At 70.3% G+C, this 20,852-nt stretch carries 23 protein-coding genes; 10 read left to right on the top strand and 13 right to left on the bottom strand.

Going from position 1 to position 20,852, the window contains the following annotated elements; genetic code table 11:
• The first annotated feature begins 308 nt into the window (after window positions 1-308).
• On the top strand, window positions 309-2,015 hold the full coding sequence (gene rny / locus DAETH_RS01390) for a ribonuclease Y (RefSeq protein WP_264776169.1): 1,707 nt from the start codon (window positions 309-311) through the stop codon (window positions 2,013-2,015).
• Between the two features lie 124 nt (window positions 2,016-2,139).
• Here rny and DAETH_RS01385 read toward each other — a convergent pair whose 3' ends face one another.
• Window positions 2,140-2,352: a hypothetical protein gene (locus DAETH_RS01385; protein WP_264776168.1), complete on the bottom strand. Its 213-nt coding sequence runs from the start codon at window positions 2,350-2,352 to the stop codon at window positions 2,140-2,142.
• A 183-nt stretch (window positions 2,353-2,535) separates the two neighbouring features.
• Between DAETH_RS01385 and DAETH_RS01380 the strand changes: the two genes are divergently transcribed.
• Window positions 2,536-3,420, top strand: coding sequence for a sulfurtransferase (locus DAETH_RS01380; RefSeq protein WP_264776167.1), 885 nt, complete (start codon window positions 2,536-2,538; stop codon window positions 3,418-3,420).
• 9 nt (window positions 3,421-3,429) lie between these two features.
• On the opposite strand, the gene DAETH_RS01375 is transcribed toward DAETH_RS01380, so the two are convergent.
• A complete protein-coding gene (locus tag DAETH_RS01375) occupies window positions 3,430-3,927 on the bottom strand; it encodes a DUF3105 domain-containing protein (RefSeq protein ID WP_264776166.1) in 498 nt (165 codons plus the stop codon).
• A 71-nt stretch (window positions 3,928-3,998) separates the two neighbouring features.
• Here DAETH_RS01375 and DAETH_RS01370 point away from each other — a divergent pair, with 71 nt between their 5' ends.
• Window positions 3,999-4,574, top strand: coding sequence for a 3'-5' exonuclease (locus tag DAETH_RS01370; RefSeq protein ID WP_264776165.1), 576 nt, complete (start codon window positions 3,999-4,001; stop codon window positions 4,572-4,574).
• 487 nt (window positions 4,575-5,061) lie between these two features.
• Here DAETH_RS01370 and DAETH_RS01365 read toward each other — a convergent pair whose 3' ends face one another.
• Window positions 5,062-6,519 (bottom strand): MBL fold metallo-hydrolase RNA specificity domain-containing protein, encoded by a 1,458-nt coding sequence (locus DAETH_RS01365; RefSeq protein ID WP_264776164.1) that lies wholly within the window; start codon window positions 6,517-6,519, stop codon window positions 5,062-5,064.
• A 78-nt stretch (window positions 6,520-6,597) separates the two neighbouring features.
• Between DAETH_RS01365 and DAETH_RS01360 the strand changes: the two genes are divergently transcribed.
• Together DAETH_RS01360 and DAETH_RS01355 are read left to right on the top strand one after the other, a co-directional pair.
• A complete protein-coding gene (locus DAETH_RS01360) occupies window positions 6,598-7,116 on the top strand; it encodes a universal stress protein (RefSeq protein ID WP_264776163.1) in 519 nt (172 codons plus the stop codon).
• Complete coding sequence (locus DAETH_RS01355; protein WP_264776162.1) at window positions 7,113-8,024, top strand: L-lactate dehydrogenase; 912 nt, start codon at window positions 7,113-7,115, stop codon at window positions 8,022-8,024. Before DAETH_RS01360 ends, DAETH_RS01355 begins: the two co-directional genes overlap by 4 nt.
• 31 nt (window positions 8,025-8,055) lie before the next feature.
• Here DAETH_RS01355 and DAETH_RS01350 read toward each other — a convergent pair whose 3' ends face one another.
• From DAETH_RS01350 to DAETH_RS01330, 5 genes are all read right to left on the bottom strand, one after another.
• Window positions 8,056-8,952 (bottom strand): aminoglycoside phosphotransferase family protein, encoded by an 897-nt coding sequence (locus DAETH_RS01350; protein ID WP_264776161.1) that lies wholly within the window; start codon window positions 8,950-8,952, stop codon window positions 8,056-8,058.
• Window positions 8,953-9,023: 71 nt separating this feature from the next.
• Window positions 9,024-10,094, bottom strand: a complete 1,071-nt coding sequence (locus DAETH_RS01345; RefSeq protein WP_264776160.1) for an LptA/OstA family protein — start codon at window positions 10,092-10,094, stop codon at window positions 9,024-9,026.
• Window positions 10,095-10,112: 18 nt separating this feature from the next.
• Window positions 10,113-11,000: an LptA/OstA family protein gene (locus tag DAETH_RS01340; RefSeq protein WP_406585091.1), complete on the bottom strand. Its 888-nt coding sequence runs from the start codon at window positions 10,998-11,000 to the stop codon at window positions 10,113-10,115.
• Between the two features lie 28 nt (window positions 11,001-11,028).
• Window positions 11,029-11,646, bottom strand: a complete 618-nt coding sequence (locus DAETH_RS01335) for a hypothetical protein (RefSeq protein ID WP_264776159.1) — start codon at window positions 11,644-11,646, stop codon at window positions 11,029-11,031.
• 146 nt (window positions 11,647-11,792) lie between these two features.
• A complete protein-coding gene (locus DAETH_RS01330) occupies window positions 11,793-12,545 on the bottom strand; it encodes a hypothetical protein (protein WP_264776158.1) in 753 nt (250 codons plus the stop codon).
• Window positions 12,546-12,657: 112 nt separating this feature from the next.
• Between DAETH_RS01330 and DAETH_RS01325 the strand changes: the two genes are divergently transcribed.
• The 3 genes from DAETH_RS01325 to DAETH_RS01315 all read left to right on the top strand — a co-directional run bounded on the left by DAETH_RS01325 (window position 12,658) and on the right by DAETH_RS01315 (window position 15,104).
• The gene (locus DAETH_RS01325; protein WP_264776157.1) at window positions 12,658-13,428 is read left to right on the top strand and encodes a TatD family hydrolase; all 771 of its coding nucleotides are present in this window, start codon (window positions 12,658-12,660) and stop codon (window positions 13,426-13,428) included.
• Between the two features lie 84 nt (window positions 13,429-13,512).
• Entirely contained in the window at window positions 13,513-14,673 is a 1,161-nt protein-coding gene (locus DAETH_RS01320; protein WP_264776156.1) for an acyl-CoA dehydrogenase family protein, read from the top strand.
• Between the two features lie 53 nt (window positions 14,674-14,726).
• Window positions 14,727-15,104: a DUF6210 family protein gene (locus DAETH_RS01315; RefSeq protein ID WP_264776155.1), complete on the top strand. Its 378-nt coding sequence runs from the start codon at window positions 14,727-14,729 to the stop codon at window positions 15,102-15,104.
• A gap of 18 nt (window positions 15,105-15,122) precedes the next feature.
• Here the strand turns inward: DAETH_RS01315 and DAETH_RS01310 are convergent, their stop codons facing one another.
• Window positions 15,123-15,716, bottom strand: a complete 594-nt coding sequence (locus tag DAETH_RS01310; protein ID WP_264776154.1) for a hypothetical protein — start codon at window positions 15,714-15,716, stop codon at window positions 15,123-15,125.
• Between the two features lie 97 nt (window positions 15,717-15,813).
• On the bottom strand, window positions 15,814-16,728 hold the full coding sequence (locus tag DAETH_RS01305) for a magnesium transporter CorA family protein (protein ID WP_264776153.1): 915 nt from the start codon (window positions 16,726-16,728) through the stop codon (window positions 15,814-15,816).
• An 81-nt stretch (window positions 16,729-16,809) separates the two neighbouring features.
• Between DAETH_RS01305 and DAETH_RS01300 the strand changes: the two genes are divergently transcribed.
• On the top strand, window positions 16,810-17,184 hold the full coding sequence (locus tag DAETH_RS01300) for a fluoride efflux transporter FluC (protein WP_264776152.1): 375 nt from the start codon (window positions 16,810-16,812) through the stop codon (window positions 17,182-17,184).
• On the top strand, window positions 17,181-18,404 hold the full coding sequence (gene xseA / locus DAETH_RS01295) for an exodeoxyribonuclease VII large subunit (protein ID WP_264776151.1): 1,224 nt from the start codon (window positions 17,181-17,183) through the stop codon (window positions 18,402-18,404). Before DAETH_RS01300 ends, xseA begins: the two co-directional genes overlap by 4 nt.
• A 48-nt stretch (window positions 18,405-18,452) precedes the next feature.
• On the opposite strand, the gene DAETH_RS01290 is transcribed toward xseA, so the two are convergent.
• The 3 genes from DAETH_RS01290 to coaBC all read right to left on the bottom strand — a co-directional run bounded on the left by DAETH_RS01290 (window position 18,453) and on the right by coaBC (window position 20,805).
• On the bottom strand, window positions 18,453-18,938 hold the full coding sequence (locus DAETH_RS01290; RefSeq protein WP_264776150.1) for a hypothetical protein: 486 nt from the start codon (window positions 18,936-18,938) through the stop codon (window positions 18,453-18,455).
• Window positions 18,939-19,021: 83 nt separating this feature from the next.
• Window positions 19,022-19,483 carry an arginine repressor gene (gene argR / locus DAETH_RS01285; protein WP_264776149.1) on the bottom strand — a complete coding sequence of 154 codons (462 nt, stop codon included), beginning with the start codon at window positions 19,481-19,483 and terminating at the stop codon, window positions 19,022-19,024.
• 89 nt (window positions 19,484-19,572) lie between these two features.
• Window positions 19,573-20,805, bottom strand: a complete 1,233-nt coding sequence (gene coaBC, locus DAETH_RS01280) for a bifunctional phosphopantothenoylcysteine decarboxylase/phosphopantothenate--cysteine ligase CoaBC (RefSeq protein WP_264776148.1) — start codon at window positions 20,803-20,805, stop codon at window positions 19,573-19,575.
• Window positions 20,806-20,852 lie beyond the last annotated feature (47 nt).

The following is a 20,852-nucleotide window of genomic DNA, read 5'->3' as shown; positions in this document are numbered from 1 at the left end:
AAGGGCTGAAGCGCGGATCACCTCGCGCTCAGCCCTTGCCCGTTTCAGAACACGCAGCCCGGGCGGGAGTCGAGGTCCGCAAGAGGAACAGCCGATGCGCCCACATTCTCCCGGGATGCCTCACGGTCGTCGTGGACCGCCGGGCCCGCCCCCGGGGTGCTTGGAGATAGACTGCGCTCAGGTGTCCGGGTGAAAGGCTCGGCGCCGTCACAACACAACTCCCACATTCATCTCTCAACACTTCACCGGGCGCGCTCCGCGAGGTTTGTGGAGGCGCCCCTCTCTCACCGAAAGGAGACGAGGCCACCATGACCGTGATGTCTGTCATTTTGGCGCTCCTGGTCGGGCTGGCGGGGCTCTTCGCCGGGCAGGCGCGCGGGCGCCAGCGGCGTGCCGAGGCGGACAACCGTCTGGAACGCGAGGCCCAGGCCGAGGCCGAGCGCATCCGCGCCCAGGCCGACACCGAGGTCCGGGGGCTGCGCGAGCAGGCCGAGCAGGTTCGGCAACAGGCCGACCAGGCCCGACAGGACGCCACCCGCCGCCTCCAGGAAGCCGACGAACGCGAGCGACAGATCGCCCTGCAACTGGAGGCCCAGCGGGAGCAGATCGCCGCCCTGCGCCGCGACTTCGAGGACGAGCGTGCCCAGGCCAAGCAGGACGCCGCCCGCGAGCGCGAGTCGCTGAGCGCCGACCGCCAGGAAACCCGCCGTGAGCGCGACGAACTCAAACGCGAGATCGAACGCCTCAACCGCCGCGCCGAGCAGCTCGACGCCCGGGGCGACAAACTCGACGCCCTGGAAGAACGTCTGGAGAGCAGGCTCCGCGCCCTCTCCGACCAGGAGACCAGCCTCGCCGACCGCGAGCGGCAGGTCGAGCTGCGGCTCTACGAGGTGGCGAACCTCACCCCCCAGGCGGCCCGCGAGCAGATTCTGGGGCGCCTCGACGCCGAGCTGGAGGAGGAAAAGGCCATCCGCGTCAAGGCGATGACCGAGCGTGCCACCGCCGACGCGAGGCGCACGGCCCGCGAGGTGGTCGCCCAGGCCATCCAGCGCAGCGCCTCCGAGACGAGCGCGCAGCTCAGCGTGTCGGTCGTGCCCATCCCCAACGACGCGATGAAAGGCCGACTCATCGGGCGCGAGGGCCGCAATATCCGTGCCTTCGAGGCCCTGACCGGAGTGGACCTGATCATCGACGACACCCCCGAGGCCGTGATCCTGTCGAGCTTCAACCCGATCCGGCGCGAGGTCGCCCGGCACGTCCTAGAGGCCCTCGTCGCCGACGGGCGCATCCACCCCACCCGCATCGAGGAGATGGTGCACAAGGCGCAGGACGAGATGAAGACCTTCATCCACGCCCAGGGCGAGGAGGCGGCCATCGAGGCGGGGGTGGTGGGCCTCAAGCCGGGGCTGGTGCAGCTTCTCGGGCGGATGTACTTTCGCACGAGTTACGGCCAGAACGTCCTCAAGCATTCCGTGCAGGTCGCGCACCTGACGGGGATTATGGCGGACGAGCTGGGGCTGGACGCCGGAATGGCCCGGCGGGCGGGGCTGATGCATGACGTGGGCAAGAGCATCGACCGCGAGATCGAGGGTACCCACGTCGAGATCGGGATCAACCTCGCCAGGAGATTCGGCGAGCCGGTCGAGGTGATCGACGCCATCGCCCACCACCACGACCCGGAGAACGGCGAGACGCTCTACAGCGTCCTCGTCGCCGCCGCCGACGCAATCAGCGCGGCCCGGCCCGGCGCGCGGCGCGAGGAACTCGAGGCCTACGTCCGCCGTCTGGAGCAACTGGAGCAGATCGCCGTCGCCTTCCCCGGCGTGCAGCAGGCCTACGCGATCCAGGCCGGGCGCGAGGTGCGCGTGATCGTCCAGCCCGAGAAGGTCAGCGACGCCCAGGCCACCCTCCTCGCCCGCGAGATCGCCGGTCGGGTGGAGCAGGACATGGAGTACCCCGGCCAGGTGCAGGTCACGGTCGTCCGCGAGAGCCGGGCGGTGGAGGTGGCCCGGTAGAATTCAGTCAAGAAGGTTCACACGAGGGGGCGGCCACGCGGGGGAGACGGGCCGCCCTCCGTTTTGAACTCGGTGAACACACTCCCTGTTGTCCCAGCACCTCGCCTTATGAAACCAATGTAACCTATCGGGGCAGAACGATGGGCTGGTAGTCAAGGAGGAGGGCAAAGAATTCATCTTCGCTGTAATTCTCCAGATTGAAGAGAATATCTGTGGGTGCTGGGTGTACCACAATGGAGTTCAGCTCTACTAAAAGCTTCTCATCATCTTGGCCGTCACTGGTCAGGAGGAGATGTCGGAGTTCAAAAATTCGCCGCTTTTTGTCTTCTCTCGTCATCCTCGTTGTTCGTACCCTTTCAGTAGGAGGCTACCAAACAAAGGGGAAATACCAGGAGGATTTAAGGCACCTGCTGACCCGGCCGCATGACTTGATTTTCCCTGCTTAAGATACCGTTGTCTTCCCATCACCGCCCGAGAGGCGGCTTTTTTATTGCCTTCGCCCGGGGTGTAGCCTGCGGGCATGACCCAGCCCGAGACGCCCCTCAAATCCGCCGCCTGGCTGGTTGAACACCTGCACGATGCGCAACTCCGGGTGCTCGACTGCCGTTACGCCCTGACCGACCCCCTGGTGGGGCGCATTGCCTACCTCTCCGGGCACGCCCCCGGCGCCGTGTACGCCGACCTGGAGACGGACCTGAGCGGGCCCATGCAGCCGGACGGCTCGGGCGGGCGGCATCCCCTTCCCGATCCGGGCGTGCTGGCGGCGTGGCTGGGGGGCGTGGGCATTGGGAGTGACTGCGTGGTCGTAGCGTACGACGATCCGAGCACGGGGCAGGGCTTTTACGCGGCGCGGGCGTGGTGGCTGCTGCGCTGGCTGGGGCACCGGCAGGTCTACGTGCTCGACGGGGGATGGCCCGCGTTCCTGGCGGCGGGCGGGGAGCCGAGCACGGAGGAACCCGCCCACCAGCCGACCATCTTCACGCCCGACGTGCAGGGGGGCATGGTCGCCACCGCCGAGGACGTGGCGAACCGGGGGGAGGGCACCCTCCTGATCGACTCGCGTGCCCCGGCCCGCTACCGGGGAGACGTGGAGCCCCTCGACCGCAAGGCCGGGCACATCCCCGGGGCGGTGAACCGCGAGTGGGCCGGGGCGCTGGGCGAGGACGGGCGGTGGCAGCGCGGGGAGGCCCAGGCCGAGCGGCTGGACGCGGGCGACGCCCCCACCATCGCCTACTGCGGCAGCGGGGTCAGCGCGACGCCCAATCTCCTCGCCCGCGAACTCGCCGGGGTGCCGCTCGGGCCCCAGAACCGCCTTTACGCCGGGTCATGGAGCGACTGGGTGAGCGACGACGGGCGGGCGGTGGTGACGGGCGAGGAGCCCCGGACGGACAGCACAGGGGCCTGAGCCCCACCCTCAGCGGGTCGAGCCGTACCCCCCGGAGCAGGCCGCGCCGCGCTCGGGGGCGGTCGGCCCCTGCTCGTACTTGTCGAGGAAGGCTTTCAGCCGCCCGTCGGTCGGGCTCTGCACCTGGACCTGGGCGTTCCAGGCGCTCGCCACCACCGGGGCGGGCAGGCCCTCGTAGGGGCTGAGGAGGGTGTAGGGGCGGCCGTCCACCAGCGTCTTCAGGGCGGCGATCCCCTCAGCCCCGAGGTCGGGGCGGTAGGTGATCCACACCGCGCCGTGTTCGAGGCTGTGGACCGCGTACTCGTTGTAGAGGGGCTGGTCGTACACCCCGCAGTTTTGCCAGATGGGGTTGTGCGGGCCGCCCGCCGGGGGGTTCTCGGCGTAGACGAGCGACCCGGCGCGGTGGTCGCCGCCCTGGTACTCGAAGGTCTTGAGGCCCTCGATTCCCCCGCCACCGCAGGCGGCGAGGGTGAGGGGCAGTAGGGCGAGGAGGAACGTCCGTTTCATCAAACCCCAGACTAGGGCGAGAAGGTGAAAAGCACGCCCTCCGGGACACGATTGGCGTGGAAGGCTGGGGCATGACCCAACCTGCCTCCCCCCCGTCCCTCGCGGCGCTGAACCAGCCCATCATCTTCGTGGACACCGAGACGGGCGGGCGCGATCCCCTGCGCCACCCCCTCCTCACGGTCGGGCTGGTCACACTGACCCCACAGGGGGAGGTCACGCGGCCCCTGCACCTTCGGGTGCGTCACGAGCGGTACGACGTCGAGGCCGAGGCGATGGCCGTCAACGGCATTAACCTGGAGGCCCATCACGCCGCCGCGCAGCCGCCCGGGGAGGTGGCGCAGGCGATGAGACTCTACGCGGGAGAGGTGGGCCGGGTCATGCTGGGCGGGCACAACCTGCACTTCGACACCGCCTTTTTGCGCACGCTGCTGCCGGACCTGGGGAGCGTGTTTCGGCGGGGGCGGGTGGACACGAAGCTCAGCGCGCAGTTCCTGATCCACGCGGGGGTGCTGCCGCGCAAGGTGGGGACGCCGCTCGATCAGCTTGCCGAGCATTTCGGGTTCGAGTACCGGGCGCACGACGCGCTGGAGGACGCGACGGTGACGGCGCGGGTGTACGCGGAGTTGCTGCGGCTGACGGCGCGGTGAGGGGGAGTGGGGGGCGGGGCAACTTGCTACGGTTTGCCCCCACCCCCCAGCCCCCTACCCCCAGGGGGGCAGGGGGAGCGGCGCTGCGCTGGGCAGGGACAAACGGACGGCGTGGATGGTCGGGTTCCTCTGAACGGAATGTTTGATCTTGTCGCGTCCCATATGCGGACCCACCGTCTCGCTGCGCGAGCCGACGTGGTCGTGGGCCTGGGGCGTCCGTTTACTTTCACCTGTTCGGCGTCCGGATTGGCGTTTTGAACAGCGCGAAGGCTTCAGCCTCTTTTACTCCCTCTCCCCTTGCGGGAGAGGGCTGGGGAGAGGGGTGACGAGCGCAGCTCGTCCTTCTCCTGGACGACAAAAACGGGTCTTTGCCAGGTTCGTAACTCGTACCAAGCGTCTTGAGAGGGGAGGCTGAGACCCGCAGGGCTCCGTAGCAGGGAGAAACCGCCCACAGCCACCCAAACGCCCGACCCACTCCCCTTCCCGACTACTCTCCCCCCGCGCTCTTCCGCGTCCCCTCCTCACCCCTGGGCAGTTCCAGCGGATAGCCACCACGTTCCCCGGTGGTGAGCAGGTCCACCTCCTCGCCGCCCGGCATCAGGGTGCCGGTCAGGCCGCGCTCGGCGAGGACGGGCACGAAGGCCTTCATGACGTGGGGTTCGCCGTGGACGAGCCAGACGCGGGGGGTGCCGGTGGGGTTCAGGAAGGCGAGGAGGTCGTCGCGGTCGGCGTGGGCGCTGAAGCCGCCGATGGTGTAGACGTGGGCGCGCACGGGAACGTCCTCGCCGAGGAGGGGGACGGTGGGTGCAGCCGTCACGATGCGGCCTCCCAGGCTGCCGGGCGACTGGTAGCTCACGACGACGAGGCTGGTGGCGGGCTTCCAGAGGTGATGCCGGAGGTGATGCTGAATGCGGCCGCCCGTCATCATGCCGTTTCCGGCGAGGATGATCGCCGGGCCGTCGTAGCGCCCCAGGCGCCGGGACTCGTCGCCGGTGAGGACGACGTGCAGGGTCGAGGGGCGGAAGGGGTCCTCGCCCCTTTGCAGGGCGTCCCGCAGGGGCGGGATCAGTTCTTCGGCGAACTGGAAGTACGCGCGGGTGGCGCGGGTCGCCATCGGGGAGTCGAGGAAGATCGGGACGCGGGGCACCTCGCCCGACTCCATCAACTCACGCAGGGTGTGGAGGATAACCTGCGCCCGCTCGATGGCGAAGGAGGGAATCAGGATCTTGCCGCCCGCGCGGATGCTCTGGCGCAGGGCCCCCGCGAACTCGGCGAGGGTCGCGGGCCGGGGGCGGTGGACGTGCCCCGCGTACGTCGTCTCGATGACCACCGCGTCGGCGGGGGGCGGGGGCGTGAAGTCGGGTTGCAGCCCGCCCGCGCGGTGGCCGAGGTCGCCCGTCATGATCAACCTCTCGCCCCCCGCCTCGATCAGGAGGTACGCGCTCCCCAGGATGTGCCCGGCCCGGTGCGGCGTGACCCGCAAGGAGCCGACCTGGACCGTCTCCCCGAAGCGCAGGACGGGGCGCAGCAGGGCGAGGGCGCGGTGCACGTCGTCCTCGTCGTAGAGGGGCTCCCTGGCTTCGGGCTCCTTTCCCTCTCGCCGGGCCCGGCGCAGGTCCTGGCGGTAGGCCTCGACCTGGAGGCGGGCGGAGTCGAGCAGCACCGTCTCGGCGAGGACCGCCGTGGGCGGGGTGCAGAACACCGGCCCCCGGTAGCCCCGGCGCACGAGCAGGGGCAGGCGGCCCACGTGGTCGAGGTGCGCGTGCGTGAGGATCACGGCGGCGAGGTCGCGCGGGCCCAGCCCGAAGTCCTCGCGGTTGCGGGCCTCCAGCGCCTCGTCACCCTGAAAGAGGCCGCAGTCGATGAGCACCTCCTCGCCGCCCATCCTCAGGAGGTGCGCGCTCCCCGTGACGGTCAGGGCCGCCCCCAGACTCCGAAGGTGCATGGGGCAGTCTAGGGGTGAGGGCCTTTACCCGGCCTTCAGAAATGGGCGGTGGGGTTGGGGAGGGTGTACGGTCGGGGCATGACGGACCGCTTGATCTTCACGGCCGGGACGGGAACGGAGGCGACGGAGACGCAGGCCACGCCGGGTCCCTCCTCCTCCTCCTTCGGCCGCATCCTGGTCGGCATCGACTTCTCGCGCGCCTCGGAGCACGCGCTGGGGGTAGTGCGTGAGCGGTTTCCCGGGGCCCAGCTTCTGCTGCTGCACGTCACGGACGCGCGGGTCACCGCCACCCCCGACCTGGGGGGAGGTCTGGTCCCGGCGCTGCCCGACCCCGGCTTGCTGCACACGCTGGAGGACTCGGACGCCTCCCGACTGGCCCGCCTCGTGCGGGAGGGCGACGAGACCGAGCAGCTCGTGGGCGACCCGGTCACCGGCATCCTGGAGGCCGCGCGGAGTTGGGGGGCCGACCTGATCGCGGTGGGCACCCACGCGCGGGGCGCCATCGAGCATTTCCTGGTGGGCAGCACGGCGGAGAAGATCGTGGCGCGCAGTCCGGTCCCCGTGCTCACCGTGCGCCTGCCGGAAGGACGCAGATGAAGGTCGGCGTGGTGGGGGCGGGGCTCGTCGGGGCGACCGCCGCCTACGCCCTCACCCTGCGCGGCTCGTGCAGCGACCTCGTGCTCGTGGACAAGGACGAGAAACGCGCCCAGGCCGAGGCCCAGGACATCGCCCACGCCGCGCCCGTCAGCCACGGCACCCGCGTCACGAGCGGCGGGTACGCGGCGCTCTCGGGCTGCCGGGTCGTCGTGATCGCCGCCGGGGCCAACCAGAGGCCGGGCGAGAGCCGCCTCGACCTCCTGGGCAAGAACGCCGCGATCTTCCGCGAGGTGATCCCGCAGGTCGCGGAGCAGACCCCTGAGGCCGTGCTTTTGATCGCCACCAACCCGGTGGACGCGCTCACCGACCTCGCCACCCGCCTCGCCCCGGGGCACGCCGTCCTGGGGTCGGGGACGGTCCTCGACTCCGCGCGCTTCCGGCACCTGATCGCGGGGCAGGCGGGGGTGGACGCGACCCACGTCCACGGCTACGTCCTCGGCGAGCACGGCGACAGCGAGGTGCTGGCCTGGAGCACCGCCACCGTCGCGGGCCTGCCGGTGGAGGACTTCATGCGCGCACGCGGGCTGGAGTGGACAGAGGAGGTCCGGGCCGAGATCGACGCGGGGACCCGCGACGCCGCCGCCGCGATCATCGAGGGCAAGCGCGCGACGTACTACGGCATCGGCGCGGCCCTCGCCCGCATCGCCGAGGCCATTCTAGGGGACCGCCGTTCCATCCTGACGGTCAGTGCGCCGACCGACCCCTACGGGGTGAGCCTGAGCGTGCCGCGCATCGTGGGCGCGCGGGGGGTGGAGGACACCCTGATCCCGCCCCTGCCGCCCGAGGAGGCGCGGGCGCTGGAGGCGAGCGCGGAGGTGCTGCGGCAGACCGGGGCGCGGCCGGGGTGAGGGAGGGCGTCGGGTTCCGCCCGAGGATGCATCAGGTCGTCCGGACGTGGTCTGCGAGCACCTCGCCGAGGACGCGCCTCGCCTCCCCGGCCTTGACGGGATCACTGCCGAAGGACCCGGCAACGGTCAACAGGGCTTTCCACAGGGCCCAGCCCCGTCCCCGTGTCCAGGTGGCGGCGTCCAGCGGGAGCGCCGCGCGGAACGCCTCACGACTCTCCCCGGAGAAGAACGTCCAGGCTATCGCCAGGTCGCAGGCGGGGTCGCCCACGCCGATACCCCCGAAGTCGATGACGGCACTCAGGCGTCCCCCCTGCACGAGCAGGTTCCCGGCGGCTACGTCCCCGTGCAGCCAGACGGGCGGGCCGGGCCACGGGGAGGCCAGCGCGGCCTCCCACACCGACGTCACGGCGTTCGCGTCGATCTCGCCGTTCAGGGTAATCACGGCGTTCCGGGTCTCGGTGTCGTAAACGGTGAGCGGACCACCACGGTGAAAGTTGTGTGGCCCGGGCGGCGGCCCCTCGGCGGGGTCGATCCGCTGTAGGGCGGCGAGGAAATGGGCCAGGGCAGCCGCAAACTGCCGGAGATCGGCGATGCGCGAGGGCGTCGCGTTCTCGCCCTCCAGCCAGCGGTAGACCGACCAGGGCCAGGGATACCCGAGGTCGGGCACGCCCCAGGCGAGAGGAACCGGGATGGGCAGTGGGAGGAAGGGTGCCAGGGTCGGCAGCCAGCGGTGTTCCTTCTCGACCTGCGCGACGTACCTCTCGGCGCTCGGGAGTCGCACGCTCAGGTGCTCGCCGAGGCGAAAGGTCCGGTTGTCCCACCCACTGACGTCCACCGGCCGGACCGGAAGGTGAGCCCAGCGGGGAAACTGCCGGGCGACCAGACCGCTCACCAGCGCCGGGTTGATGTCCACCATTGCGGCCAGCATGGCACGACCAAGGGTCGGCGGGGTGGACCTGAACGCCCTCGCTGCACCGACCACGGAGAAGACCCCCCGGCTCAGGGCGCGGGGGGATTCGTGGGCGTGGTGGGTGAGGTCGTTCCCGGCGTCGTTCTGGGGCTGGTCGAGGAAGCGGGCGGGGTGCCCGGCGTTCCCGTCTCCTCCTCCCCGTCCTGGAACTCGCCCGTGATCGTGCCGCCTACGCCCGCGCGGGCCACCACCTCGTTGCGGTCGAGGTCGTACAGCAGCTCCTGGGCGCGCAGCACGTCGCGGCCCTGCACGCTCTCGGCGGGCTGCTCGGGGGTGCCGATGAGTCGGGCGGTGTTCGCCTGATCGTCGTACTCGACGCGGGCGGCCCTGCTCACGCGCCCCCCCTTGCTGTTCAGGACCACGTTGCCCACCAGAGTGGTCTGCTCCTCGTCCACGTCCACCTCGATGCGCTCGCTCTGGCCGGTGAGCGGGCCGTCGTCGGACGGGCGGGTGAAGCCAATCGGGCCGTCGATGCGGGCAATCCCGTCCGTCTCGTCGTACACGAGCTTCTGGCCCTTGAGTTCGGTCTTGCCCTGGGTGACGAGCACGGTGTCGGGCGCGGGCTTGGGCGTGGCCTCGACGGCGCAGCGGCTGAGGCGGTCGGTCTTGCCGGGGGGCGGTTGGTCGAGGAAGCGGGCGGTCCCGGCGCTCGCCTCCACCCGGCCGTCGCCGCCCTCGCCGCCTTCCCCCTGGCGCTGGGTCACCAGGGCGAGCGGCACGCGGATCACGTTCTTGTCGATGGTGATGCGCACCCCGCCCGGCCCCGTCTCGCTGAAGACGGCGAGGCTGGGGGCATCTGCGGGCTCGTCGTCCTGCGGGCTACAGATCGTGAACACGCCTGTCTCATCGCTGCTCCCGGTGCGGACGATGCGGATGCGCCGCTCCTCGCCGTCGTCCCCCTTGCGCACGAGTTCCAGGCTGGCGTTCTCGGCCTCGGCGGCAGGCGGGGCGGCGTCGGCGGGAGCGGCCGCCGGGGGAGGACTCGCCGGAGCGGAGGGGGTCGGAGCCGCAGGCGCGGGCGCCGTCCCCTGCGCGAGCACCCAGGCGGGGAGCCCGGCCCCCAGGGTGAGGGCCAGGGTCAGGGTCAGGAGCCTGCGCACGTCACCCGCCTCCCCGGCCTACTTCTCGCCGCGCAACTGGAATTGCGCCGTGGGAATCTTGTACGCCGTGTTCAGGGCGCGCACGCGGGCGAGGTCGGTGCGCTGCTCCAGGGCGCCGCTCGCGGGAGCCCTCACGGTCGCCTTCGTCTTGCTGTCTACGCTCACGGCGTTGCCGACCACGTAGGCGACGTTCTTCCGGTCGTCGTAGTACACGGCGTCCCCGGTCGTCGTGAGGGTGCCCTGCACCAGCCGCACGCCGCCGCGCACGTACAGGGTCTTGGACTTCGTGAGGGCCCGGACCTCCTGCCCGGTCATCACGAGTTCCTTCTGGTTGCCCTTGGCGGCGCGGGTGAGGCTGGGGGTGCCCGTGAGCTGGGCGAGTTCGCGGTCCTCGTCGAAGATGAGTTTATCGGCCTTGCCGGTCTGGTTGCCGCTCCTGAGCTGGACGTTCCCGGTGCTCGTGGAGACGTTGTTGTCCACGTCGAGGCTCATCTGCCCCGCGCTGATGTTCACGGGGTCGTCGTTCGCCCGGTCGGCGGGCAGGAAGGTCGCGGTGGGGCTGCCGCCCATCACGCCCTGCCCGGTCGCCTCGCTGTAGGCGAGCTGCCCGCCCTTGGCGGTGAGGCGCCCGCGCGTGACGACCACGCTGCCCGTGAAATTCGAGGTGCGCTTCCCCTTCGCCTGGATCAGCGGCGTTCCGGCAGGCGCGGCGAGGGTCGCCTGCGAGGCCTGAATCTGGAGGGTGCTCACGGTCGCCTTGACGGGGCTTCCGGTGAAGGACAGCGGCCCGTTGCGCAGGTCGCCGCGCGGCGCCCCCTGGATGTTGATGATGCGGCTTTCGGGCGTGACGCTCTGGGCGAGCACGGTCGTCGCGGCCAGGGCAAAAGTCAGGGTCAGTTTCTTCACGGGGTTCTCCTGTCTGATCGGGTGTGGCTCAGGAAGCCGTGCTCAGCGGCACGCGCTTCCCGTTCTCGCAGGTCTCGGTCGCGTCGGGGTCCCAGCCGAGGGTGGAGTCCTCGCCGCTGTCCTCGACCCGGAAGTCAAAGCTCATGCGCAGCCGGGTCACGCGGCCCGTCAGCGAGGGCGAGTCCACCCGCGCCACGGGCGCGCTGAAGCCCGACCCCTGCTCGACCCGCACGGGCTCTGTTGGCGTGCCGCTCAGGTCGATGTTCGCACACTGCTGCACGAGGGTGATTTTGGCCTGACGGGTCAGCATGTTGTCTTGGGCGTCGATGGTGAGATCGGGGGCGACGAGCGTCGCGTCGAGCACGAACTTCCCGGTCGGCTGGCCGTCTGCTCGGCGCTCGCGCAGCCAGCGCCCGCCGTCCGACAGCCCCGCGAGGTGGGTCTCCCCCTTCAGGGGATCGCTCTGGACCTCGGAGGCCCGAAATCTCCACACGGCGTCCGCGTCGCGCGACGGGTAGAGGGAGAGAGAAACGCCCTGGAGCCGCGCCCCCGTCCGCGTCTCGTCCGCGCTCCCGGACGGCAGGAACGCGAACACGAGCGCGAACACCGCGAGCGCGACGAGTACATACAGCCCCGCTTTCAGCACGGGGGCAATCTAGCGCGGGGGGGCGGTGAGAGAGATGGGCATGGGCTGACAGGCGTGAGGAACGGCGGGGGTGGGTTGGGGGTGGGACGTGGAGGCTCACCCTCACGGTTCCTCCGCCGCCCTTCCGAGATCAGGGGTTCTCCCGCTCAGCGCACCAGCAACCAGGACTGCGGCGGAGGGGTGTTCTGGGCTTCAAGGGTGGTGCGGTAGATCGTGACGCCCTGGATCATGTCCGTCGCGAAGCGTCTCACCAGGCTGTTCCAGCCCTTGCGCAGGGTCAGGTTGGCCGAGACGTTGTACTGGTGCTTCGTCTCCGGGTTATAGACGATGATGCACTTTTGCTCGCCCACCACCTTCACGTCCCGGTCGACGTACACGAGGTTCAAGACCGAACCGGGGGCCTCGGGAATTAGGCGGCGGTAGGGCGCGGGAACCGGGGAGGTCTGCGGCAAAACGGCGGTGGCCCCGCCCTCGGCCAGCGGAACGATCAGGGACGAGACTTCCGCACCCAGCACCCCGGCCGGTTCGGCTTTCAGGGAACGGACGGGGCAGGAGGCACGGCGCTCCTGTTCGCCCGAATACGACCAACCCCGCCAGAGCACGCTCTCGACCTGCCCGAGGAGCCGGGCGGGCGGCTGAACGAGGGTTGCCCGAAAGGAGCCGTCCACCTGCACTTCCCCGATCACCGCCTCCTGAGGCCAGGTCAGGGAAATGGGGAGGGGTCGCGCCTCGGCAAACCCGGGAAGGCGGCCCGAGAGGGTCACCTCCGCACCCAGAAACGCCTCACTCGCCGCCGGGAGGCGTTCGGGCTCCTCCACAATGGCGACCCGGGAGCAGGCCGCAAGCAGCAGGAGGGCGGGGAGGCACAGCCCCCAGGGGCGAGTCAGCCCGTTGGTCATTCCTCCTTATACAGGGATGCAGGGTGGGGAAAGCGGGCGAGTCTGCATCTGCGGCCCCGCCGGGTGGTCCGGGCCCTTCTCCCCAGCCCACCGACCACTTACCCTCTCCCCCATGATCGACACCCACTGCCACCTCGACTTCCTTGACGACCCGGCCTCCGCGCGGGGCGAATTCGGCCTGACGGGCATGGTCTGCATCGGCGCGAGCCCCGAGCACGCCCGCAACGCCCTAGCCCTCGCCGAACGCTACGAGGACGTGTGGGCGACGGTGGGCCTGCACCCGACGAGCATGGGGGAGGACGGGCCGGAGACGCGGGCGGAGATCGAGCGCCTCTCCCAGCACCCCCGCGTCGTCGGCATCGGGGAGAGCGGGCTGGACGACTACTGGGACGACACGCGGCGGGCGGCGCAGGTCGCGGCCTTCGAGTGGCAGCTCAACCTGGCGCGGCGGACGGGCAAACCGCTCGTCATCCATGTGCGGGACAAGGCCGGGGAGGAGCGGGCCCAGAGAGGCGTGATCGACGTGCTCTCGGTGTGGCCGGATGTGCCCGTCATCCTGCACTGCTTCAGCGGGCACCCGGGGCTGCTGGAGTGCGGGTCGGAGCGCGGCGCGTACTTCGGGTTCGCGGGGAACACGACCTACAAGAACGCGCGGGAGATTCAGGAGGCCGCCCGCGCCGTCCCCCTCGACCGTCTGCTCGTGGAGACGGACGCGCCCTTCCTCGCCCCCGTCCCTCAGCGCGGGAAGCCCAACCGGCCCGGCTACGTGCACCATACCCTCAGCTTCATCGCCGGGCTGCGCGGCCTGGACGCCGGGGAACTGGAGCGGGTGACCGACGAGAACGCACGCCGTGTCTACAACCTTCCCACGCCGACGCCGTAGACTCGGTTCAACCACCAGCAACCGAGCCTCCCGGGAAAGGGCCGACCACCGACCACTTCCCACTCACCCCTGACCGGAGTCCCCATGATCGACGAATTCGCTGTCCAAGACCTCTTCCCCACCGACGAGAGACTCATCCGCGAGAGCGTGCGCGCCTTTTGTGAGGCCGAACTGATGCCGTGTGTCGCCGACTGGTGGGACCACGCCGAGTTGCCCGTGCGGGACGTGATGCGCCAGTTCGGGAACATGGGCTTGCTCGGCCCGACCACCCCCGAGGAGTACGGCGGGGCCGGGGTGTCCTACAGCGCCTACGGGGCGATGATGTACGAGCTGGAGCGGGTGGACAGCGGCCTGCGCAGCGCGGCGAGCGTGCAGGGCAGCCTCGTGATGTACCCCATCTACACCTACGGCTCGGAGGAGCAGCGCCGGAAGTACCTCCCCGGCCTCGCCTCGGGCGAACTGATCGGCTGCTTCGGCCTCACCGAGCCCGACGGCGGCTCCGACCCCGGCGCGATGCGGACCCGCGCCCGCAAGGACGGGAACGAGTACGTCCTGAACGGCAACAAGATGTGGATCACCAACTCGCCGGTCGCCGACCTCGCGGTGGTCTGGGCGAAGGACGAGGGGGGCGTGGTGCGCGGCTTCATCGTGCCGACGGACACGCCGGGCTTCAATGCCCCCGCCCTCCACCGCAAGATGAGCCTGCGCGCCTCGGTCACGGGCGAGATCGTGCTGGAGGACTGCCGTGTGCCCGAGGGGAACCTGCTGCCGGGGTCGAACGGGCTCAAGTCCCCCCTCTCCTGCCTGACCTCCGCCCGCTTCGGGATCGCGTGGGGGGCGATGGGAGCGCTGGAGATGGTCTTGCAGACGGCGCTCGACTACACCGGCAGCCGGACCACCTTCGGCAAGCCCATCGCGGGCCGCCAGCTCGTGCAGGACAAGCTCGTGCGGATGGCGACGGACCACACGACGGGTCTGCTCCTCGCCTGGCGGCTGGGGCAGCTCAAGGACGCGGGGCGGATGAACTTCGCCCAGGTGTCGATGGCAAAGCGCAACAACGTGCGGGTGGCGCTGCAAGGCGCCCGCCTCGCCCGGGAGATGTTGGGCGGAAACGGGATCACGACCGAGTACCCGGTCATCCGCCACATGCTGAACCTGGAGACCGTGGACACCTACGAGGGCACGCACGACATCCATACCCTGATCGTGGGGCGGCACCTAACGGGGGTGGGGGCGCTGGAGTGAGCGGGGGAAAGCCGCACGTCTTTATCAATCCATACGGCTCCGATGATCCTTACGTGTTTGTCATCGTGGAGGCCCCAATGGGCGTGACCTACGGCGAGCAGTGCATGGGACTGGCTTGTGACCAACGCAAGATCGAGGGCTTTCTAATTCCGACCTTCGCAGATGCCGGGCTGCTTACCAACTTCTTTGAGCGGTTCCAGGGCTGGCCTCCCGGCGTCAAGGAGGAGTGGAAATCAGCCGATGCGGAAGAACTCGCCCTCCTTGTTGAAGGGATACGAGTCTGGCGAACGTATTCCGATACGGAAGGCCGAACGGACGAGCCACACTTCCTCACGCTGGACCGTAACCGTCTCGCGGAATCCACAGAGGCATGGGTAAGGGTCCTCACCCCCTACGGCCCCGGCGTGCTGGTCTTCCCCAACAGCGACTGAAACTTATTTCCGAGGCCCCTACACCACCCGCCCCACCTCCTGCCCGTCGCGGAACTGGTGGACGATGCTCTGATCTCCCCCCTCCGTCACGCCCAGTTCGACCAGCAGGCCCACGGCGTAGCGGTAGAGTCCTTTTTCCCCCTGGAGCGTGTACCGCTGGAGTTTTTCCCTCGCCTCCAGCACGCCGCCCCAGCCTCGCCCGTCTCCCAGCAGCCTCGTCTCCACGACGAGCAGGTTGAGGTGGTTCTCCTCGCGGTAGTGGACGATGATGTCGGGGTAGGCGTGCGTGACGGTGTGGGCGGCGTCCTCGGCCTCCCCCTCGCTCAGGCCCTGGCGCACGAGGTTGCGGCGCAGGTCGCGCTGGCGGGGGCGGCTCATGGAGGGGAAGTCGTACGTGTCCTCGTCCACCCGGCTGTTGCGGCTGTACTCACAGTCGGTGTGGAAGCCGGGAAACTGCCGCTCCAGGTAGACGGCGAGGCGGTGGGTCACCGTCTTCTGGCCCAGCCTGCGCTCGATCAGCACGCGGTCGAAGGCCCACAGCTCGGCGAGCGCCCGCTGAAAACGTTCGAGAATGACGGCCTCCTCCGGACACTCAAGCACCACGGGCAACATGGGTCAGGGTACCTGGATTCCAACCCCATCAGGTTCGCCGGGGCTGGACAGGATCAGGCGGGCGGGTCCGCTTCAGGCTCCGGACCCCTGCCCTCTCTCACCACCAGCCCCGCCGCTTGAAGGAGTACGCGAGCAGCCCGCCGATCAGGAGGAAGCTGCCCCACGCGAGGGCGTACCCGTAACGCCACGACAGCTCGGGGATGAAGTGGAAGTTCATGCCCCACACGCCCGCCAGGAAGGTCAGCGGCAGGAAGATCACGCTCACCGCCGTCAGGGTCCGCATGACCTCGTTCATGCGCTGGCTTTGCAGGTTCAGGTGCAGGTCGAGCAGGCTGGTGAGGTAGTCGCGCAGGCCGTCGAGGCGCCCGCTCGCCCGGCTGAAGGAGTCCTGCACGTCGCGGTAGCGCACGGCGTCGGCGCTGGTGGGGTCGCCGTAGCGGGTGAGCAGCAGGGTGGCCTCGCGGGCGTCGGCGCTCAGGCGGCGGGCCTGGGCGAGCAGATGCTTGAGGTCGAAGACTTTCGGAATGGGATTGTGGCGTTGGTTCTGGAAGACCTCCTCCTCCAGGGCGTCCACCCGCTCCTCTAAGCGGTCGGCGAGGACGAAGAAGGTGTCGGCGGTCTGGTCGAGGAGTTCGTACACGACCTCGCCCGGCGTGTTCACGCTCTCGCGGCCCACGAGGTTCCACACGCTGCCGAGCGCCCGGGTGCCCGCGCTGCTGATCGTCAGCACCGCTTGGGGAAAGGCGAAGATGCTGACGCGCTCGGTGAACTCGTCGGGCTCCTCGGGCCGAGTGAAGGAGCGCACCGTGATGAAGGCGTGCTCGGGGTAGCCCTCCGCGCGGCTCCAGTGCCCCTGTTCCAGCGCGTCCTCCACGGCGAGGCGGTTGAGGGGAAAGGCCAGTCTGAGGCGGGCGAGTTCCTCCCCCGTGACCCCCTGCGCGTCCACCCAGACGCCTTCGGTCTCCCCATTCCAGGTGAGGTCGGCTCCCCCTAAGGTCTTGGCGCGGATCATGGGGCAGATCGTAGAGCGTGGCCGGGAGGCGGCGGGGCGCTTCCCCCACGTTCGCCCCCCACCTCCCCTATCCTGTCCCCCATGAGCGTGTGGCTGTGGGTGATGGCGGGCGGGGCCCTGGGGGCGGCGGCGCGGCACGGGATCATGCTCGCCCTGGCGCCCGTGGTGACCCGAACCGGGTTTCCGGCCTCCGTCCTGCTCATCAACGTGCTCGGCTCCTTCCTGCTCGGGCTGACGGTGGCGCTCGTGGGGCGGGGCGTGTGGCCGCCCGAGGTGCGCCTGGCCTTCGGGACGGGGGTACTGGGCGCCTTCACCACCTTCTCGACCTTCAGCGTGGACGTGGACGGGCTGCTGGGACGCGGAGCGGGAGGCCTCGCGGCCCTCTACGCGGGGCTGAGCGTGGTCCTGGGCGTGCTTGCGGCGGCGCTGGGTCGCTGGCTGGGAGCGCGGCTGTGACCGGGCGCCGGAAGAAGGGCAGGGCGGAGACGACGCGCCCGCCCGAGCACTTCCTGGAACTCGCGGACGTGCTGAACTACGTCGGGCAGGTCATCGCGCGGGGGGTGCCGGGGGGCGTGTGGGTGCGGGCGGAGATCGCCTCGATCACGGACCGCCGCCACCTGTACCTCGACCTCGTGCAACTCGAAAGCGGGGTGGAGGTCGCCAAGTGCCGGGCGACCGTGTGGGCGCGCGAACGCGCCCTTCTGGAGGGTAAGTTCCGCCGGGCGACGGGCGGGACGCTGACCTCAGGCCTCAAGGTGCTCCTCTTCTGCACCGCCGAGTTTCACCCGCAATACGGCTTCTCGCTCAACGTCGTGGACCTGTCCCCCGAGTTCACCCTGGGGGACGCGCAACTCAAGCTGGAGACCCTGCGCGAGACGCTGGTGCGCGGGGGTGTCTACGGCCTCAACCGCGCGCTGCCCGCCCCCACCGACTTCGCGCGGGTGGCAGTGATCAGCCCGGTCGGCGCGGCGGGCCTGGGCGACTTCCGGCGCGAGACGGACCCGCTGGAGGCGGCGGGGGTGGTCGAATTCCTGTACCTGGAGGCCACCTTCCAGGGCCGGGAGGCGGGGGAGAGCCTGGCGGAGGCCATCGGGGAAGCGAGGGAGGCGCACGCGGAGGACCCCCTCGACGCGCTGGTGATCATCCGGGGTGGGGGCGCGGTGACTGACCTAGCGTGGCTCAACGACCTGGAGGTGAGCCGGGCGCTCGCCACCTTCCCGGCCCCCGTGATCACCGGACTCGGCCACGCCCGCGACGACACCCTTCCCGACGAGGTGGCCTGCATCCGCACCGACACGCCGAGCAAGGCCGCCGGGCTGATCGTGCGCACGGTGGTGGGCGCGGCGGCCCAGGCGCAGGAGGACGCCCGCACCATCCGCGCCCACGCCCGCGAGGCGCTTCTCGAAGCGGACGCCGGGGCACAGTGGGCGCTCGACCGCGCCCTGGGTGCCGCCCGCCGCCACGCCGAGGCCGCCCACGCCGAGGTGGACGCCCTGATGCGGCAAGCACTCGGCCTGACCCCCGAGAGGACGCTGGCGCGCGGTTACGCGCTCGTGCGGGACGAGGCGGGCAGGCCGGTCACGCGGGCGGCGGGGGTGGGGGCGGGGCAGCCCCTCACCCTGGAGTTCGGGGACGGGGTGGTGCGGGTGCGGGGGGAAGGCGAGGCGCGAGAGTGAAGCCCCCGCCTGAGCAGGGGCCCGTTCAACCCTTGGGCGGCGGGCCCCTTACTTGCGGGTGAGGTGGCAGTCCCCGGCGTTCTCGGCGAGCGTTTTGAGTCCCGCCAGTTCCGACTGGCTCTTGAGCCGCTGCCCCAGAATCTGGAAGGACATCCTGTCCCCCTGCACCAGATAGCCCTCCGCCGTACGCCAACCGGGACCGCTGGGGGCCGCAAAACACGCCAGGATGGTTTCGTGCCGTGTCCCGCCGTCGTCCACGACATCGGAGCTGTCGACCGCCATGACGAAGTCTTGTTCGCCGTCGACGAAGATCACGGCCGAGTCGGGCTTGGCTCCATCGGCGTCGTACTCCCAGTCGCCGTCCCGGTCGCGCTCGCCCCTGGTGCGCACGGTCAGCGTCACGTTCACGGCCTCCTTGCTCCTGGTCGTGCCAGTCAGGGTGAGGACGTCCCCCGGCGCGAGGGGCGCGACGGGCGCGGCCATCGAGGCGCAGGCGGCGAGGAGCAGGGTGGGCAACAGCAGAAGCTTCTTCATGCCCGACTCACTCTATACACATAAAGTTTGACGAAAGCCACACATGCGGGCCGACCGGCCAACCCCGTCGGGTGCATTTCCCTCTACCCCAGCATCAGCGCGTGGAGTTCCTCCATCAGGGCCTCGCCCTCGTCGATCGTGCGGGCGACGACGAAGATGGTGTCCTCCCCGGCGATGGTGCCCACGATGTCGTCGCGGCGCAGCTTGTCGAGGAGGAGGGCGACCCCCGCCGCGTGGCCGTCGGCGGTGCGGATCACGAGCATGTTCTCGCCCCGGTCCACGTCCCGCACGAAGTTCTGGAAGAGGCGTTCGAGCTGGTCACGCACGTCGTTGTGGCCGCTGACCTGCGCGAGCGCGTAGCGGTGGCGGCCCTTACCGATGGGCAGCCGCACCAGCCGCAGTTCGTTGATGTCACGGCTGACCGTCGCCTGGGTGACCTGCACGCCTTCAGAGCGCAGCCGCTCGACGAGTTCGGCCTGCGTGGAGACACTCTCCCGCGCGATGATGTCCTGAATGCGCTTCTGGCGCTGTTCCTTGCTGAGCACACGCCATCCTATGCATAAGTGCTGAATAATTCAACCGAGGTGTCCCGGTTCCCGACCGCCGTGTCAGAACAACCGGACGCGGCGCCCTCTCAGGTTTCCCGCCGCCGCTCGCGGACCCGGCACGCCTCGTCCAGCAGGCGGCGGGCCACCTCGCGCTTGCTCAGGCGGGGCCACGCCTCGTGGGAGCCGTCGGGGCGCACGAGCGTCACCTCGTTGTCGTCGCCGCCGAACGCGGTGCCCTCGCGGGTAGGGTAGTTGAGGAGGATGAAATCGGCGTTCTTGCGCCGCGCCTTGAGGGCCGCCCGCTCGACCCCGGCGTGCGTCTCCATCGCAAAGCCGACAAGGACCCGGTTCCCCTTCTGCACCCCCAGCTCCGCGAGGATGTCGGGGTTGGGGGTGAGGTGGACCGTCACGTCCCCCGCCACCTTGGCCTGCTTCTCGTCCGAACGCTCGGCCGCGCGGTAGTCGGCGACCGCCGCCGTCATCACCACGATTTCCGCGTCCCCCGCCGCCCCCACCACCGCGTCCCGCAGCTCCAGGGCGCTCTCGATGCGGACCACCCGCACGCCACTCGGATCGGGGAGACTCACCGGGCCGGTCACGAGCGTCACCTCCGCCCCCCGGTCGCGCGCCTCCTCGGCGACCGCTAAGCCCATCTTGCCGCTCGACGGGTTGCTGATGAAACGCACGGGGTCGAGGTACTCGCGGGTGGGTCCGGCGGAGACGACGACCTTCACCCCCTCCAGGTCGCGCGGGGTGGGGGGGGCGAGCAGGGCCAGCACCGCCTCCGCGATGTCCTCGGGCTCGGCCATCCGCCCCATCCCCGTGCCCTCCCCGCGCGAGCCGAAGGCGCCGTAGACGGGACCCAGGAAGGTGTGCCCCCACCCGCGCAGCCGCTCAGCGTTCGCCCGCACCGCCGGGTGTTCCCACATGCGCTCGTTCATCGCCGGGACCCACAGCACGGGGGCGCGGACGCTGAGGAGGGTCGCCGAGGCGAGGTCGTCCGCCCGCCCGGTCGCCGCCCGCGCGAGGAGGTCGGCGGAGGCGCCCACGACCACCACCGCGTCCGCCCGCGAGAGGGTGAGGTGCTGGGCGTCGGGGCGGGGCGTAAACCACGTCCCGTCAGTCGCCACCTCTATGTCCGCCGCCGTCGCCAGGCTGAGTTCGGTGACGAAGGCCAGGGACGCCCGGGTGGCGATCACCCGCACCCGCGCACCCCGCTCGCGCAGCCGCCGCAGCACGCTCGGCGCCTTCACCGCCGCCATGCTGCCCCCCACGACGACGAGAACGGAGGCGGGCAGGGTTGGGGCGGAAGCGTTCACGGGGGCAAGTCTACGGGTCGGGGGCGCGGGCGGTTTCGGTGGCCGCC

It is taken from the genome of Deinococcus aetherius, assembly GCF_025997855.1.
GTDB classification, from domain to species: domain Bacteria; phylum Deinococcota; class Deinococci; order Deinococcales; family Deinococcaceae; genus Deinococcus; species Deinococcus aetherius.
The sequence above is the reverse complement of the archived record's forward strand: the minus strand, read 5'-3'. Positions and strand labels throughout refer to the sequence as shown.

Coding starts and splice junctions, on each gene's coding strand:
- rny (WP_264776169.1), top strand. CDS start 309: ATGACCGTGATGTCTGTCATTTTGGCGCTCCTGGTCGGGCTGGCGGGG.
- DAETH_RS01385 (WP_264776168.1), bottom strand. CDS start 2,352: ATGACGAGAGAAGACAAAAAGCGGCGAATTTTTGAACTCCGACATCTC.
- DAETH_RS01380 (WP_264776167.1), top strand. CDS start 2,536: ATGACCCAGCCCGAGACGCCCCTCAAATCCGCCGCCTGGCTGGTTGAA.
- DAETH_RS01375 (WP_264776166.1), bottom strand. CDS start 3,927: ATGAAACGGACGTTCCTCCTCGCCCTACTGCCCCTCACCCTCGCCGCC.
- DAETH_RS01370 (WP_264776165.1), top strand. CDS start 3,999: ATGACCCAACCTGCCTCCCCCCCGTCCCTCGCGGCGCTGAACCAGCCC.
- DAETH_RS01365 (WP_264776164.1), bottom strand. CDS start 6,519: ATGCACCTTCGGAGTCTGGGGGCGGCCCTGACCGTCACGGGGAGCGCG.
- DAETH_RS01360 (WP_264776163.1), top strand. CDS start 6,598: ATGACGGACCGCTTGATCTTCACGGCCGGGACGGGAACGGAGGCGACG.
- DAETH_RS01355 (WP_264776162.1), top strand. CDS start 7,113: ATGAAGGTCGGCGTGGTGGGGGCGGGGCTCGTCGGGGCGACCGCCGCC.
- DAETH_RS01350 (WP_264776161.1), bottom strand. CDS start 8,952: ATGCTGGCCGCAATGGTGGACATCAACCCGGCGCTGGTGAGCGGTCTG.
- DAETH_RS01330 (WP_264776158.1), bottom strand. CDS start 12,545: ATGACCAACGGGCTGACTCGCCCCTGGGGGCTGTGCCTCCCCGCCCTC.
- DAETH_RS01325 (WP_264776157.1), top strand. CDS start 12,658: ATGATCGACACCCACTGCCACCTCGACTTCCTTGACGACCCGGCCTCC.
- DAETH_RS01320 (WP_264776156.1), top strand. CDS start 13,513: ATGATCGACGAATTCGCTGTCCAAGACCTCTTCCCCACCGACGAGAGA.
- DAETH_RS01310 (WP_264776154.1), bottom strand. CDS start 15,716: ATGTTGCCCGTGGTGCTTGAGTGTCCGGAGGAGGCCGTCATTCTCGAA.
- DAETH_RS01305 (WP_264776153.1), bottom strand. CDS start 16,728: ATGATCCGCGCCAAGACCTTAGGGGGAGCCGACCTCACCTGGAATGGG.
- DAETH_RS01300 (WP_264776152.1), top strand. CDS start 16,810: ATGAGCGTGTGGCTGTGGGTGATGGCGGGCGGGGCCCTGGGGGCGGCG.
- DAETH_RS01290 (WP_264776150.1), bottom strand. CDS start 18,938: ATGAAGAAGCTTCTGCTGTTGCCCACCCTGCTCCTCGCCGCCTGCGCC.